Here is a 12,991-nt window from a genome sequence, read left to right as displayed (position 1 = left end):
ATCTTTCCGAGCACCTGCCTGGTCTGGTCCTTGGCCTCTCCCGCCACGCTCTGCGCCTGGTCCTTGGCGGTGCCCGCCACCCGCTGTGTGGCCTGACGTGCCTGCTGAGCTGTCGTCTGTCCGGACGATTGCGTGCTCGACTGCGTACCGGTCGGGATCGGATCGGCATACCTGTCGTTGTCGCGGTCTGTGTAGAACTCGCTCACGGTGCCCCCTTGTGAGGTTCGGCGTTCACTCCCGCCTGCCCTCGCCCCACCGGAGCCACCGAGAAACCCCTGAAAACGCCGCAAAGGGTTCATATGTCGTCAATGGCGTACTTGTCGGTCGGCGTGTCGTCGTTTGCCGACACCGGAGCCGTCGGGGAGGGACGCGCCAAGATTCGGTGGCTATACGGGCAAGCCGCTCTTCACCCCGGACGCTGTCGACTTCGGCCGCAACGGCTCCTCAGGAGCCGAGCACCAGATGGACGACCTGCTTGACGGGGCATCGCAGGCAGAACGTGCGCAAAGGCTCCGGCAGTGCCAGAAACGGTCATCGTTTGCGCGACGGTCGGACTGGGCCGGCGAGCCGCGCCGTCGGCCAATGTCCTGGCCTGCTTCCGGAAGCACCCTCACTAGCACACTGACCAGGTAGGTAGCAGATAGCAACCCGTTGACCACCTCGCCCGGAAGCCGGCGTCTCGGATGGCTCACAATCACGGGACGCCCGCGTTCCGTTCAGTAACCCCGAGGAGAAGGTGTTTGCTGCCGGCAGCCGGTGGTATCTGGCCGTCTAGCAGGGGAAATGCATAGCACCTCACCGAAAGCCTTCCGCTGAGGAAGACAGACCAGGCGGCTTGCGATTCCCGGGAGCCGCTGGATCGGGGGAACTCCATGCGCAACACCCTTACCGGGCTCGGCCTAGCGTTCTTCTTGACGCTCGTGCCTGCCGCCACAGCATCGGCCGACTCGCCTGTCGCGCCGGCGGCGCACAGCCAGGTCACACCCGCGCCGCAGAACAACGCCGACACAGACGGCGGCGGCAAAGGCGGCCTGTGGGGTCTGCTGGGCCTGCTCGGCCTGTTGGGCCTCGCTGGGATGCGCAAGCGCCCTGAGCACACCAGGGCCCGACAGGACTACGGCACTCCTCCGCGCCCATAGACATCGGGGAAGGCCCTCGGCCCTCATGGTCGGGGGCCTGCCGGTACAGGGGTACAACATCGCTCAGAGTAAGGCGGAGAAGTGATCCTGGGCGCTGCCTGCGAAGTGACCGGCAGGCAACCCTAACGATCGGCCGCCCGGGTAGAGGCGCCCCATGAGACTCGGAAACTGGGATGTCAGGGTCCTCGGCGGCTGGGCCGGGTGCCTGACGATGATCCTTGTATCGATTCTGCTGTCGGTTCTGCTGACGGTCGTCCTCAACCTGCTGCTGTGATCCGCCTGCCAGGGTCGCGCACGCGCGCGCGAGCATCAGGTCCCTCACCAAGGAAGGCCCCGGCACCGGATTTCCGGACTTTCCCGACAGGTCTACGCGCGCGTGCGAGGCCGGGAACTCCGGGCGGGCGAACGCGCCCGGCTGACCTCAGACCGGGCGGCGCCGGCGGCGGATCTTGATGTCGCGCATGTCGCTCACCGCCGTGCGCAGCACCCGGTAGGCGTGGCGGTGCCCATCCAGCGCCGCCAGCGCGCCGAGCGTCGCTCGCTGTCGTCCGGGCCCGCTGGCGCCCGGCACGGAACGTGAACGCCGACAAGCTGTCGTCGAAGGTGAGCGTGCCCGCGCCTGACCAAGGGATCAGCGGCTACCTGCCCCTTTCCCCCGTACTTGGTCCGCCCCCGTGGGTGAGGATCGCGACGTCCGAACGCGCAGACCTTGCCGCCCGGCCCGCGCCCCACATGGTTGTTGATCACGCCGCCTGCGCCAGATCGTCCACGCTGGAACAGGGCCGCAAGGCGGCGTAGCGTCGCGATCGAGCCCTATCCCCCGCCTGCTGGCGACCTTCTCGAGGATCGGCAGCGTCGTGAGAGGAGCCTTGCCGGTGAGTGAGAAGCCGCCGATCGAGTCGAGGTGGGCGCGGCGGGTGCGGCACAGCGCCGAGGCCCTGCTGGTCGTGCTGGGCACGGTCTTGCTGGTGATGCTCTCGCTGACCGACCTGCTGGCGTGGGCCGGATCCCCGCAAGGGCTCAACCTGCCGGCGTTCTTCGCCTGGCTGAGCGTGCTCGTGCTGGCCCTGGCCCCGGTCGGGCTTGCGCTGCAGGCCGGGCAGAACTGGCGGGAGGGCTACCGCGCCAGCAAGACGATCGCCGCCGCCTGGGGGATGATCGCCCTTGGCGTGCTGGCGCAGTGGGCGGCCGGCGCCTCCTGGGGCGAAATCGTCTTCAGACCTGTGGTGCTGGCCGTCATGCTGTGGTACTGCGGCCGCTCGAGCGTCTCGACCAGGCCGCCCCTGAGGCAGCGGACGACCCTGCCGACGCCGACCAGGACGGCGTGTGCGACATCTAGCTAGCCCGCGATAACGATGCGGGACAGAGGGGCTCAGCTGAGCGGCTGAGCCCCTGTGTCTCGCTTGCGAGATGGCGCTGTTCCGCCGTTCCCAGGTCATGGCCCCTTTGAGGCCTTGGACGGTAGGGGTGTCGGTTGTTGCGGAGCTGGTGTGGCCTCGGGGAGGCGGATTGCTGTCAGGGGGTGGGTGTTGTCGTAAATCCTGTCGCCGGTGTCGGGGTCGATGCGGAAGATGCCGCTGGCGCCGCAGATGGCGTTGCTGGAGATGAACAGCTTGAGTTGATCCCGTACGGCGAACAGCTTGGGAAGCGCGGGATCGGGCGTCCCGCCACGCTCGGTGGCCCGGCGGATGGCGGTGATCGCGGTGGTCACCGCGTCGTGAGCGGTGATGGCCCAGCCCGTGTCCAGATCTTTGGCGGGGAAGGAGCGGGTGAAGGCGCTTCGGAAGGCCTGGTAGAGGCTGCGGTGGGGGTTTGCCGGGCTGTCGAGCTGGCCAGGATCGGCCAGGGGGGCGTAGACGATCTGAATCGGGGCGTCCGGGTCGTTCAGCTGCGCGGTGACGTCCTTGCCGCGGAGCGCGGCGGCATCCGAGCCGGTCACGACTGTGATGGGCGTGGTGTGGCAGGGCCGTTGCCGAAGCATCGTCAAGAAGGTGGGCAGGGAGTCCTGGCGTGCTGCGTAGAACACCATGTGGGGTACGACCTCGCCGCACATGATGTCGGTGATGGTCTTCAGCGTCGCCGACCCGGCGCGGGGGTCGAAGGCGAACGTCAAGCGCTGGCCGGCCCGCCAGTAACCGCCCAGAGCGGGGTTGGTCTCGAACGCTTGGGCCAGCGACGTTGTGTAGTGGCCGTCGCTGCCGGTGTGGGTGACAGACGCCCTGACCAGGACGGCGGTCTTCAGCGCCGGCTGTGCGCGTAGCCACTTGCTGATCGCGTTCAGCTGGCTGGTGGTGTTGGGACTTACCCGGACGAGCCCGGGGATGGGCCCCTTGCCGTCGATCGCGCCGGTGGTGTTGAAGCCGTTGGCGGTGATGATGTCCCCGATCAGGGGGATGTCGTGGCGGGCCAGCTCCCGAGCCGCCTGCACGCTTTCGTGCCGGCTCACCCCCAGCCCGGCCACCGCGAGCAGGCGATCGGGCTCGTCGAGCATCGTCAGCAACGCGGTGACGGCCTCCTTCCAGTGCGTCCCCTCGGCGCCTTGGTTGGCCACCACCAGCCCGATCCTGGGATATTCATCGACGGCGTTCGCCTCGACCTGGGCGGGGTAGGCGCCCTCCAGTTGGTGGACGATCCGCGGGTCCGGGGAGGTGAGCAGCCCCATGAACGCGACGGTGACGTAGCGGCCGGGGCCGGCGTCCATCGCCTTGGCGTTCTCCGCAGCCAGCAGTTCCATGATCGGCTGCAGCCGAGAGCCGAAGACGTTGGTGTGGTCTCGCGCGTCTGTCGCTCCCGCACACTGCCCATCGGGTGCACGTACCAGGGCCGAGTCAAAGGTGCCGCAGTGGCTGTCGTAGGAGGCGGCGGCCCGGCCCGTCACGCCTCCGGCGACCAGGAGCACGGCGGTGATCGCTGCAAGCCACTGGGTCCGGCGGGGCAGAGCATGCCACGGGCGAGCGATGGCCGTCCGCCACCAGGCCCTGAGACGGCCTCGCACCGTCAGTGCCGGCTCTTCCACAGGGCCGGCGGCAGGCCCTCGCCGAAGGCGGTCGTGAGCCCTGAGCCACACCAGCACCGTCTCCTCTACCCCTGCCCCTGCCTCAGCCTCGGCGTCGGCGTCGGCGTCGGCAGCGCCTGCTCTGATGCGCGCTGTGACGCAGGCCCTGACGATGTGCTCCACGGCGTGTCGTGTCGCCAGTTCGTTGTCTCTGCGGTGATTGGTCCACACGGTCGTCGGCGCGATATGACCGTCCGACAGCATGGCGATCTGACGGGGAGTCAACCCCGCCTGGGCGACCAAGGCGCGCAGGCCTTGCTGGAATTCGGCGGCGGTGGTGAATTGGCTCGGGTCGGGCATGTGGGGCATTACTCTCGCCCTTCGTTCCCGGCCTGCCGCACTGACCCCTGACCGCTCAGCCAGGTGGTGAGCTGTGCTGCGACCGCGCCCGCCGCCAGGACCAGACCGATAGCCTCGGTGCTGCTGTGCCCGGACGCCTGCAAGGCGATGACGATGCCCAGGACGATCACCAGCACGACGATACGATGGGCGGGGCGCAGGAGCCCGGGAGCGGGCAGCGATGCCTGATCGCTCATTTTCTGCCGGCGATGAGACGATAGTGAATTAACGCCAATTTCATCTTCTTTGTCCTCTCCTGAGCACGGTATTTCGTCGTGCGCCGCCGGTTACCGGCCAGCGGGCGCAGTGGGTAGCCGAAGCGTGGCTCCAAGCGGCTGAAGCAATCAAGAGGGTTCGAAATATCGGAGCGATCGGGATTCGTCGTCACTCTTTCGGATGGATCCGGCCGAACGCTCACCTTGCGGCGACGGCTTGTCGGCAACCAGATCCGACCAGAGCCACACGCTCCCGAACGCCGTCGGCACGGCTCCGCCGTGTTCCTGAACAGCGTCCCGAACGGCGTGCCGGCAGCGCCCCACTACGCGAAGAGGGCTCCCGCCGGTAACAGGAGCCCTCTCCATCACCTCTGAACGATCCACGCCGTGCTCAGGAGAAAGACCGGACGGGCCGCGATGTAGAGGCAGCGAGCACCTCTGGTGCCCGCATCCACCATGTCATCAACCTCGTCCATCACAAGCAAGATCAAGTCGCGTCCGGAACACGTTCCGAACCGAGTGGCGACCTACCGCGCCACAGCTCCAGGCTGTGCTGGGCGGGCCAGGCGCCGGCGCGGCTGGTGATCAGCACGTGCCCGGGGCCGGCGGGCGGCAGCAGCGGCTGTACCGCGGCCGCATCAGGAGCGTTGTCGAAGATCGCCTGCCCCCGACGATGACGGACCGGCAGACTCGCCGGCCTCTGGGGAAGCCGGCGAGCGGACCTGCAGCCACAAGGTGAGACCGGCCAGCAGCAGACCCAGCATGCCCACGCCCATGCTGATCACGCTGGCCCGTTTATCCAGGACGTCCAGGAGCTGCTCAGGTAGACGCAGGGGGTCGACCAGGAAGCCGAGCAGCCCGATCACCACGAGCACCAGCGAGACGAGGAGTACCGCCCTGATCAGCACCCACGGCCAGCGACGCCCGCGGCCGGAGGAGGGAGAAGCCGATGAGCTCACTCTCCCAGCGTGGCCACCTCGTCATCGCTCGCTAGAGATCGGCCCGAATCGTTATCCCTCTCGCTGGAGAAAGGAGCGCCAAGGGTCGTCCCGAAAATGGGGGACGGGTTCCCGCCGCCGTCCCGGTGATCGCGTTTCCGCAGGAACGATCGTCCCGAAACCCGTCCCTTAACGTCGCTCCCAGTCCTTGAGTTTCGGGATCGTTTTCGGGACAGTAGAGGGGTGGACGCCACCCCCACGCCATCGGCGACAGCCGAGTCGGTCGCCAACGCGATCCGCGTCGGCTATGCCCGGGTCTCCACCCGGGGTCAGGACAACGCCGCGCAGCTGGAGCTGCTGAACGCGGCCGACTGTCGAGAGATCGTCGAGGAGACCATCTCGACCCGCCGCAAGGACCGTCCCAAGCTGCAGGCCGCCCTGGCGTCGATGAAGGCTGGCGACACGCTGGTCATCACCAAGCCTGACCGAGTCGCCCGCAGCGTCAAGGAGCTGCTGGTCTTCCTCGAAGACGAGCTCGCGCCGCGCGGCATCAACCTGCACATCCTGACCGGCATCTGCGCCGGGATCCACCGCCCCGCCGGGCAGAGTATCGCCGACAAGATGCTGTTCCTGGTCGCCGCGATGGCCGCCGAGATGGAACGCGACCTCATCTCCGAGCGCACCCTGGAGGGCCTGGACGCCGCCCGCGCCGCCGGCCGGGTCGGCGGCCGCCCGGTCGCGGTCACCGACGACGTGCTTGCCATGGCCCGGGCCCGGCGCCAGCGCGGTCAGTCGGTTGCCCAGATCGCGCGCGAGCTCGGTGTGGGGCGCTCCACGCTGTACCGCGCCCTGGAAGACGACGACCCGCCCACCGCCGGCACCGCCGTGGCGGCCGCGCTGGTCGACCAGCCCCACGCGCAGCACTCCCCCGGCACGGACGGCACGGCAAGCAAGGACGCCGCCGGCGAACGCGAGCCTGACGGCGGCGTGAGCGACGTCGCGCCCGCTGATGACCGGCAGGAAGCCGACGAGCAACCGCGCCGCCTTCGCAGCGAATCCCGGCTCGGGCCGGACTGGGCAACGGACGAGCGTGACGTGCTGTGGTGGCGGCGGGAGCCCCGGGTCGGCAGCGTGGCCCCGGCTTGGCCGGGCAGCGGGTGGACCGCCCGCAACGCCCGCCACCTTCCCGTGACCGCCGGGGCGGACGCCCGCGGTAACTACCGGTCGAAGATCAAGGCGCTGACCGCCCTGGCTGCCGACTTCGACCAGCGCCGCCGCGCGGCGACCTCGCACGCCGACGTGCCGCTGGACGGCGCGCCCGGCTGGCGGCTGACCCAGACCCAGGCGGACCTCGACCAGCACCGCTGGAGGGTCGTCAGCCCCACGGGGGACGTGGCTGGGACGGTGATCCGGATGACCCGGCACCGGCAGGCATGGGAGGCCACCGCCGGCGACCCGGCCAGCCGCTCATACAACCCGGTCCCGATCGAACCGCTTGCCGATGATCCGGACCGCAGCCCGGCCGACGGCTGCTGGCGCACCCGGACCGCGGCAGCGATTGCGATCGCCTTCTGGCATGACCCGGACTTCACCGTCCGCTGAGCCTGTAGGCCAACGAAGGGCCTCCCGTGCCGACCGCCGGCCGGGAGGCCCTCGCCATACACCCTGGCGCTCCACCGGGCCCGGCGGGTGGTCAGCCTGCACGGGCCTCGCCGGGCGCCTGCGGCATCCCGGTCCGCCGCGGCGATGATGCCTGCACGGCCTGGATGGCCTCCTCCACCGACGCCGCCACCCGCAACGCGGCCCGCACGCCCGTCATGGCCAAGACGCGCTCCAGATGGGCCGGTAGAGGCGACAGCACCAGGGCGGCCTGCTGGTCGCGGCTCTGGCGCAGCAGCATCACCAAGACGTCGATGCCCCTTGGAGTCGCAGAACGTCAGCCCGCCCAGGTCCAGCACCAGCCCGGCCGACCGCGTCGTCGCCCAGGCTTCCGTGAGCCGCTGGTGCAGCAGCCCGGCCGAGGCGTAATCGAGCTCGCCGACGGCGCGCGCAACGATGAAGTCCTCGTGCAGCCCGATCGAGACGGTGAACCGCTCGCCGGACCTGTCGTCGCCATCGGCGTTCATAGCCACCATCCTTGACCCCTGCCCGCGCGGTGAGCAAGGGCGAAGATGCCCCGGTCAGCTTGCCGTCGTTCGGCGAACCGGGTCTCCAGCCCGGCGATCGTCTGGGCCACGACTTCGCCGCCTATCATGTCGATGCGTTCATTGACACCTTCCCTGACGTGGTCGACGCCGTGGCGAGCCTGGAAGGAGCGCTGCACAGGCCGTAGTCCTCCGCGTCGGGACAGCTGCCATGCGGCGGCGTGACCGGCATCGGTGCTGGTCACTCGGAGAGCCGGGGCCCGGCGGCGCGGCGCAGCCGGTTGGCGATCGCGGCTCCTAGCCCCTGCTCCGGCGGTAGGGATGCGACGATGAGGTCGCAGCCTTGCTGGTCGAGCTCGCGCAGGAAGGCATACAGCTCGCGCGCGTAGACGGGCATCGACGCGGGCAGCGCCACCACGGCGTGCGCTTTCACCTCGGCACTGGCGAAGGTAGAAGGAAGCAGGACGCCCACCTGGTGGCCGGACTCCTGCGCGCGTTCCGCTTCGGCGACCACCTGCTCGGGCTCGACCAGGACGACCCGCGCTTGCGGCGCGTAGTGCGAGGGATGCTGGCCCGGCACCCGGATCGGGCTCGTTGCGGGGACCGCGAGCGGGCGACCCAGCGCCGCTTCGAGGTCTTCGCGCGTCACCCCGCCTGGCCTCAGCACACTTAAGATGTCGCCCGTGGCGTCGACGATGGTCGACTCAACGCCGACCTGACAGGGCCCGCCGTCCAGCACAACCTCGACGGCGTCACCGAGCTCGGCGCGGACGTGGTCAGCAGTGGTGGGACTGACCGAGCCGAAGCGGTTGGCCGACGGGGCCGCGATGCCGCCGCCGAAGGCGGACAGCAGTGCAAGCGCGACAGGATGGGCGGGCACCCGCACCGCCACCGTCTCCAGGCCGCCAGTCGTCTCCAGCGGCACCCGGCGGCCGCGCCGCAGCACCAGCGTCAACGGCCCCGGCCAGAACCGCTCGGCCAGCAGCCGCGCGGCGGCGGGCATGTCCTCGGCCCAGTCGCCCAGCTGCTCCGCGCCGTCGAGATGCACGATCAGCGGATGGGAGGGCGGACGCCCCTTAACCTGGAAGACGCGCGCGGCGGCGGCACCGTCGGCGGCGTTGGCGCCCAGCCCGTAGACGGTCTCGGTAGGGAAGGCCACCAGACCTCCACCGCGCAGCACCCCGGCCGCCCTGTCGATGTCCACCCTGTCGATGTCGCCAGGTCTTACCGTCACCCTCGCAATCCTCCCACTGTTATCTACCGCCCCCTTCCGCGCAGGATGAGGCCGCTCCTACGGCGAGGCAGACGGCCCAGCGGCGGGGTTCCACTGTATTCAGGCGTGTGTTGAGACGGCCGTCCCGCTCAAGCCATGCGCAGCGACCAGCCGCGCACTGCCGTCGGCCAGCCGATACGACAGCCCCACGACCGCCAGGCGGCCATCGGCCACCCGCTCGGCCAGAACCCGGGAGCGCTCCAGCAGCAGCTCGACGCTGTGCCGGATGTGCTCATGCAGGATCTGCTCGCCCTGATCGTGTCCGGCGGCGCGGGCCGCCAGCACGCTCGGCATCACCCGCTCGACCACGTCACGCACGAACCCGGCGGGGGTGCTGCCGCCGTCGGCAGCGGCGCAGGCCGCCGCGATGGCCCCGCACGACTCATGGCCCAAGACCACCACCAGCGGGCAGCCCAGCACGCTCACCCCGAACTCGATGCTGCCCAGCACCTCGGTGCCGGCCACGTGCCCGGCCGTGCGGACCACGAACAGATCACCCAACCCCCGGTCGAAGATGATCTCGGCGGCCAGCCGGGAATCGGAGCACCCGAACAGCACCGCGAACGGGCTCTGCGCCGGCGCCGTCTCGGCGCGGCGCGCGGCGTCCTGGTTCGGGTGCTCCGGCGCGCCGGCGACGAACCGCTGGTTGCCCTCCAGCAGCATCGCCAAGGCATCATCGGGCGTCAGCGTCAGCATCTCGGTCATGACCGCAGGCTACCGGGACCGATGAACCGGCTCCGCGCAGACGCCCCGCCAGAACGTTCGCCAACGGTGCCAACGCCTCGGAGATCACGCGGCCAGCTCGACGTCGGTGAAATCGACCTCCTTCAGCAGGGGGTCGAACGAGCATGAGGCTTACGCTCACATCAGGCCTGCGGGGCGGCCGATCCTTGGGCTGGTGATCACGCTCGAGCCGTTCTACTTGATCAACGCCTACGCCTTCCTGCCGGCAAGGACAACACCGGTCTATGTGGCCTCGGCGGAGGAACTCGAACGGCTGGTCACGGTCACCAGCACCACTGCCAGCCAGCTCATGTTGCAGCACCATGCGGCCCACCGCTCGGGTCGGTGCGATAGAACGCAATGTAACTCTGCGTAGTTCTTGTGGCCGTGCGTGTTATCAGAAATGGACAGTTCTGAGCACAGCGATCATCGGTTGTCGCGTGCCCGGCTTGTCCTAGATCTTCGTTATCAAAACCTCTCGCAAAACTGCCTTATCAGAACACCGCCCGCGATAGGTTTTGCGATATGACCGAGCTCACGGACCCGGCCGCCGCTGTCGAACGATTTGATTGCCCAATGTGCGAGGCGCCAGCCGGCAGTGCCTGCCGGACCCGGGGCGGCAAGGTGGCGCCGAAGTACCACACGCCGCGCTTCCTGCTGGTGCCGCAGCTGCGCACCGAGCTCGAGGTGCGCACCCCGGCCGAGCGCGGGCCCGGCCGAGCATGGCAGCCGGGGCCGGTGGTGGAGGCAGCGGTTCCGACAGGTGCGGCAAAGCCAACTCGCGTTGGCTATGCCCGCTGCAGCACCGCGCAGCAGGAGCCGCAGAGTCAGCTCGACGCCTTGCGCGAGGCCGGTTGCGATCCGATCTTCTCTGAGAAGATCAGCACGCGGGTCAAGGTGCGACCGGAGTTCGCCAAGGCGATGGACTATGCGCGCACCATCAAGAAGGCAGTGCCGCACCAGCGGGTGATCTTCACGGTAACCGAGATGAAGCGCCTGGGCCGCGGTGCCGCCGAGTTGCTCGCCATCGCCGAAGAGCTGCGCTATCACGACATTGAGCTCGAGCTGCTGACCGGTCCGTTGCAGGGCATTTACAACCCTTCCGGGCACGGCGCGGCGTTGTTCGCCTTCTTCGCCGGGATGGCCGAGTCCGAGCGGGAGTACGTGCGGGAAAAGTCCTTGGAAGGCCAGGCGGCCGCCCGGGAGCGCGGCCGCCATGGCGGGCGGCCGAAGGTATTCGACGACGACATGATCGTTTATGCCCGCTCGTTGCGGGCCCGCGGCGTGGCCGTGCCGGACATCGCCCGCAAACTGGTCATCCCGACCGGCAAGAACAAAGGCAAGCACCCGTCGCTCGCCAGCGTCTATCGGGCGCTGGCTGGTGATGAGACGGCCGCGGAGATCACAGGGACGTCAATGCCATGAGGATCTCGTCTCGGTCGCCGCATGGGGCCAGGCGGTAGGCGCCGGGCGGCGACCGATCTCTTTGTACGGGGGGCAGAACGCCTGAAAGGGGCAGTGGCCGCTTCTCTCCACGGAAAGGAGCTGGTCAGTGAGCACGGCGGGGCGCCGCGAGGTGGGTGGTGACGGCCGCGATGGCCTAGGCACCGGGTTTGACGTAGCGCATGGCGGTGCGCGGGTTCTTGTGCCGGGTGTTGCCCATGATGAGCTGGAGCGGCACCTCGGCGTTCGCGCGCCTGCGACGTCGACCTGCAGTTCCTCACCAGCGAACTCCAAGGCAGCCATGACCCGTCCGGCGTGGTGTTCACCGTGCTGGCCGGCCTGTCGGGGATGGAACGCGAATACATTGGCGACCGCACCCTGGTAGGCCACGAGTCCGCACGCAAGAACGGCAAGGCAATCGGCGGCGCCACTGTCACCGACCCCGCCATGCTGTCCATGGCCCTGCACCTGCGCGACCAAGACCTCAGTCTCCGCGAGATCGCCGCCCGCCTCGTCATCACCCACGGCAAGAAGAAAGGTGGGCGCGCCTCACCCGCCACCGTCTTGCGCATGCTGCGCGACTACGACGAACAGGAACGGCGAAGACACGGACGTGAGCACTGAGCGCGTGACTCACCACCGTAATGGCTTCCGGGGTGCCGACTTCGATGAATAGCAGGTCGTAGTTGTGCTCGCGCGCGGCGGACTGGGCGGCCTCGAGCATCGTTTCGGCCTAGGGCTTGGTGGCCACGCCCAGGCTCAGCAGGCCCTGCCTTGGACCCAGGTGTGATGGCGCCAGATCGATCGCCACGCTGTTGACCGCCCCGAACTTACCATGGTTAACTTCGCGAAACAGCTCGGAAACCGGTTCCGGAACCGATTTCGTCACCGGTTGCGGAATCGGTTCCGGAAGCGGTTTCCCTAGAACTGGACGGCATGTCGAGCGGTTCCCGAACCGGGAGCCGAGACATGAGGTGAGATGCCATCGGCACCGAGAACGCTCTCTCACGGTCCGGCGGCTTCCCGCCGCGCGTCGAAGGATCTCCTCCACCCCGATGTCTCTTGTCCATGGAGCGCTGCACATGCAGCGGAAAGGACAACCACATGAAGACCCAGCCTCCCGGCGACGGGAGTCTCACCAGGCGGGCACCGGTCGGCCGGGCGTTAGCGTTCGGTCTCGTGCTGGCGACCGCCCTCATGACGGCGGGAACGCCAGCCGCCACCGCCGCATCGCCGGCCCCCGGCGCCCCTGATCTCGGGGCGAACGTCACCGTCTTCGATCCCAGCATGCCGGTCAGCGACATCCAGGCGACCCTCGACGCGGCGCACACCGCTCAGGTCGACAACGAGATGGGCACCACGCGCCACGCCTACCTGTTCAAGCCCGGCACGTACGGCACCGCGGAGCACCCGCTGCAGATCAAGGTCGGCTACTACACCGAGATCGCCGGCCTAGGCGCCTCGCCCACCGACGTCGTCATCAACGGCAAGGTCGAGGTCTACAACCGCTGCCTGGCCGACGGCGGCACCAGCAACTGCCTCGCGCTCGTCAACTTCTGGCGCACCCTGTCCAACCTGTCGATCAACGTCAACGCGACCGGCCAGGACGGCTGCCGGGCCTCGGCGAACTTCTGGGCCGTCTCCCAGGCGGTGTCCCTGCGCCGTCTCAACATCAGCGGTGGAACCCTGTCGCTGATGGACTACTGCACCGCCGGCCCGCAG

At 68.8% G+C, this 12,991-nt stretch carries 14 protein-coding genes and 3 pseudogenes; 8 read left to right on the top strand and 9 right to left on the bottom strand.

The window, feature by feature from the left end; all coding sequences use genetic code 11:
- Positions 1-206 (bottom strand): annotated as a pseudogene (locus AB0H81_RS39835) (hypothetical protein); the annotation flags it as partial.
- 666 nt (positions 207-872) lie between these two features.
- Here AB0H81_RS39835 and AB0H81_RS39830 point away from each other — a divergent pair.
- Positions 873-1,139 carry a WGxxGxxG family protein gene (locus AB0H81_RS39830; RefSeq protein ID WP_358386098.1) on the top strand — a complete coding sequence of 89 codons (267 nt, stop codon included), beginning with the start codon at positions 873-875 and terminating at the stop codon, positions 1,137-1,139.
- Positions 1,140-1,560: 421 nt separating this feature from the next.
- Here AB0H81_RS39830 and AB0H81_RS39825 read toward each other — a convergent pair whose 3' ends face one another.
- The gene (locus AB0H81_RS39825) at positions 1,561-1,710 is read right to left on the bottom strand and encodes a hypothetical protein (RefSeq protein ID WP_358386095.1); all 150 of its coding nucleotides are present in this window, start codon (positions 1,708-1,710) and stop codon (positions 1,561-1,563) included.
- A gap of 304 nt (positions 1,711-2,014) precedes the next feature.
- Here AB0H81_RS39825 and AB0H81_RS39820 point away from each other — a divergent pair, with 304 nt between their 5' ends.
- A complete protein-coding gene (locus AB0H81_RS39820; protein WP_358386092.1) occupies positions 2,015-2,482 on the top strand; it encodes a hypothetical protein in 468 nt (155 codons plus the stop codon).
- Between the two features lie 92 nt (positions 2,483-2,574).
- On the opposite strand, the gene AB0H81_RS39815 is transcribed toward AB0H81_RS39820, so the two are convergent.
- From AB0H81_RS39815 to AB0H81_RS39805, 3 genes are all read right to left on the bottom strand, one after another.
- Entirely contained in the window at positions 2,575-4,494 is a 1,920-nt protein-coding gene (locus tag AB0H81_RS39815; protein ID WP_358386090.1) for a hypothetical protein, read from the bottom strand.
- A gap of 8 nt (positions 4,495-4,502) precedes the next feature.
- Positions 4,503-4,670 (bottom strand): hypothetical protein, encoded by a 168-nt coding sequence (locus AB0H81_RS39810; protein ID WP_358386088.1) that lies wholly within the window; start codon positions 4,668-4,670, stop codon positions 4,503-4,505.
- A 716-nt stretch (positions 4,671-5,386) separates the two neighbouring features.
- Positions 5,387-5,656 (bottom strand): hypothetical protein, encoded by a 270-nt coding sequence (locus AB0H81_RS39805; protein ID WP_358386086.1) that lies wholly within the window; start codon positions 5,654-5,656, stop codon positions 5,387-5,389.
- A gap of 273 nt (positions 5,657-5,929) precedes the next feature.
- On the opposite strand from AB0H81_RS39805, the gene AB0H81_RS39800 reads away from it, so the two are divergent.
- A complete protein-coding gene (locus AB0H81_RS39800) occupies positions 5,930-7,288 on the top strand; it encodes a recombinase family protein (protein ID WP_358386083.1) in 1,359 nt (452 codons plus the stop codon).
- Between the two features lie 91 nt (positions 7,289-7,379).
- Here AB0H81_RS39800 and AB0H81_RS39795 read toward each other — a convergent pair whose 3' ends face one another.
- Both AB0H81_RS39795 and AB0H81_RS39790 read right to left on the bottom strand, forming a co-directional pair.
- Entirely contained in the window at positions 7,380-7,592 is a 213-nt protein-coding gene (locus AB0H81_RS39795; RefSeq protein WP_358386081.1) for a hypothetical protein, read from the bottom strand.
- 58 nt (positions 7,593-7,650) lie between these two features.
- Positions 7,651-7,812, bottom strand: a pseudogene (locus tag AB0H81_RS39790) (hypothetical protein); the annotation flags it as partial.
- Positions 7,813-7,823: 11 nt separating this feature from the next.
- Here AB0H81_RS39790 and AB0H81_RS39785 point away from each other — a divergent pair.
- The gene (locus tag AB0H81_RS39785; protein ID WP_358386079.1) at positions 7,824-8,018 is read left to right on the top strand and encodes a hypothetical protein; all 195 of its coding nucleotides are present in this window, start codon (positions 7,824-7,826) and stop codon (positions 8,016-8,018) included.
- 53 nt (positions 8,019-8,071) lie between these two features.
- Here the strand turns inward: AB0H81_RS39785 and AB0H81_RS39780 are convergent, their stop codons facing one another.
- Both AB0H81_RS39780 and AB0H81_RS39775 read right to left on the bottom strand, forming a co-directional pair.
- Positions 8,072-9,064 carry an L-threonylcarbamoyladenylate synthase gene (locus tag AB0H81_RS39780; protein WP_358386076.1) on the bottom strand — a complete coding sequence of 331 codons (993 nt, stop codon included), beginning with the start codon at positions 9,062-9,064 and terminating at the stop codon, positions 8,072-8,074.
- Between the two features lie 99 nt (positions 9,065-9,163).
- On the bottom strand, positions 9,164-9,808 hold the full coding sequence (locus AB0H81_RS39775; RefSeq protein ID WP_358386073.1) for a carbonic anhydrase: 645 nt from the start codon (positions 9,806-9,808) through the stop codon (positions 9,164-9,166).
- A gap of 193 nt (positions 9,809-10,001) precedes the next feature.
- Between AB0H81_RS39775 and AB0H81_RS39770 the strand changes: the two genes are divergently transcribed.
- The 4 genes and pseudogenes from AB0H81_RS39770 to AB0H81_RS39755 all read left to right on the top strand — a co-directional run.
- The gene (locus AB0H81_RS39770; protein WP_358386070.1) at positions 10,002-10,202 is read left to right on the top strand and encodes a hypothetical protein; all 201 of its coding nucleotides are present in this window, start codon (positions 10,002-10,004) and stop codon (positions 10,200-10,202) included.
- Positions 10,203-10,351: 149 nt separating this feature from the next.
- On the top strand, positions 10,352-11,251 hold the full coding sequence (locus AB0H81_RS39765; protein WP_358386068.1) for a recombinase family protein: 900 nt from the start codon (positions 10,352-10,354) through the stop codon (positions 11,249-11,251).
- A 285-nt stretch (positions 11,252-11,536) separates the two neighbouring features.
- On the top strand, positions 11,537-11,893 hold the full coding sequence (locus AB0H81_RS39760) for a hypothetical protein (protein WP_358386101.1): 357 nt from the start codon (positions 11,537-11,539) through the stop codon (positions 11,891-11,893).
- 480 nt (positions 11,894-12,373) lie between these two features.
- A pseudogene (locus tag AB0H81_RS39755) lies at positions 12,374-12,991 on the top strand (adenylyl cyclase); the annotation flags it as partial.

It is taken from the genome of Nonomuraea sp. NPDC050691 (assembly GCF_040654455.1).
In the GTDB taxonomy this organism is placed as follows: domain Bacteria; phylum Actinomycetota; class Actinomycetes; order Streptosporangiales; family Streptosporangiaceae; genus Nonomuraea.
Note: the sequence above shows the minus strand (reverse complement) of the source record. Positions and strands in the feature narration are given on the sequence as shown.

What these genes read in the sequence shown, in the direction of transcription:
- AB0H81_RS39765 (WP_358386068.1), top strand. Translation starts at nt 10,352, where the DNA reads ATGACCGAGCTCACGGACCCGGCCGCCGCTGTCGAACGATTTGATTGC.
- AB0H81_RS39815 (WP_358386090.1), bottom strand. Translation starts at nt 4,494, where the DNA reads ATGCCCGACCCGAGCCAATTCACCACCGCCGCCGAATTCCAGCAAGGC.
- AB0H81_RS39830 (WP_358386098.1), top strand. Translation starts at nt 873, where the DNA reads ATGCGCAACACCCTTACCGGGCTCGGCCTAGCGTTCTTCTTGACGCTC.
- AB0H81_RS39775 (WP_358386073.1), bottom strand. Translation starts at nt 9,808, where the DNA reads ATGACCGAGATGCTGACGCTGACGCCCGATGATGCCTTGGCGATGCTG.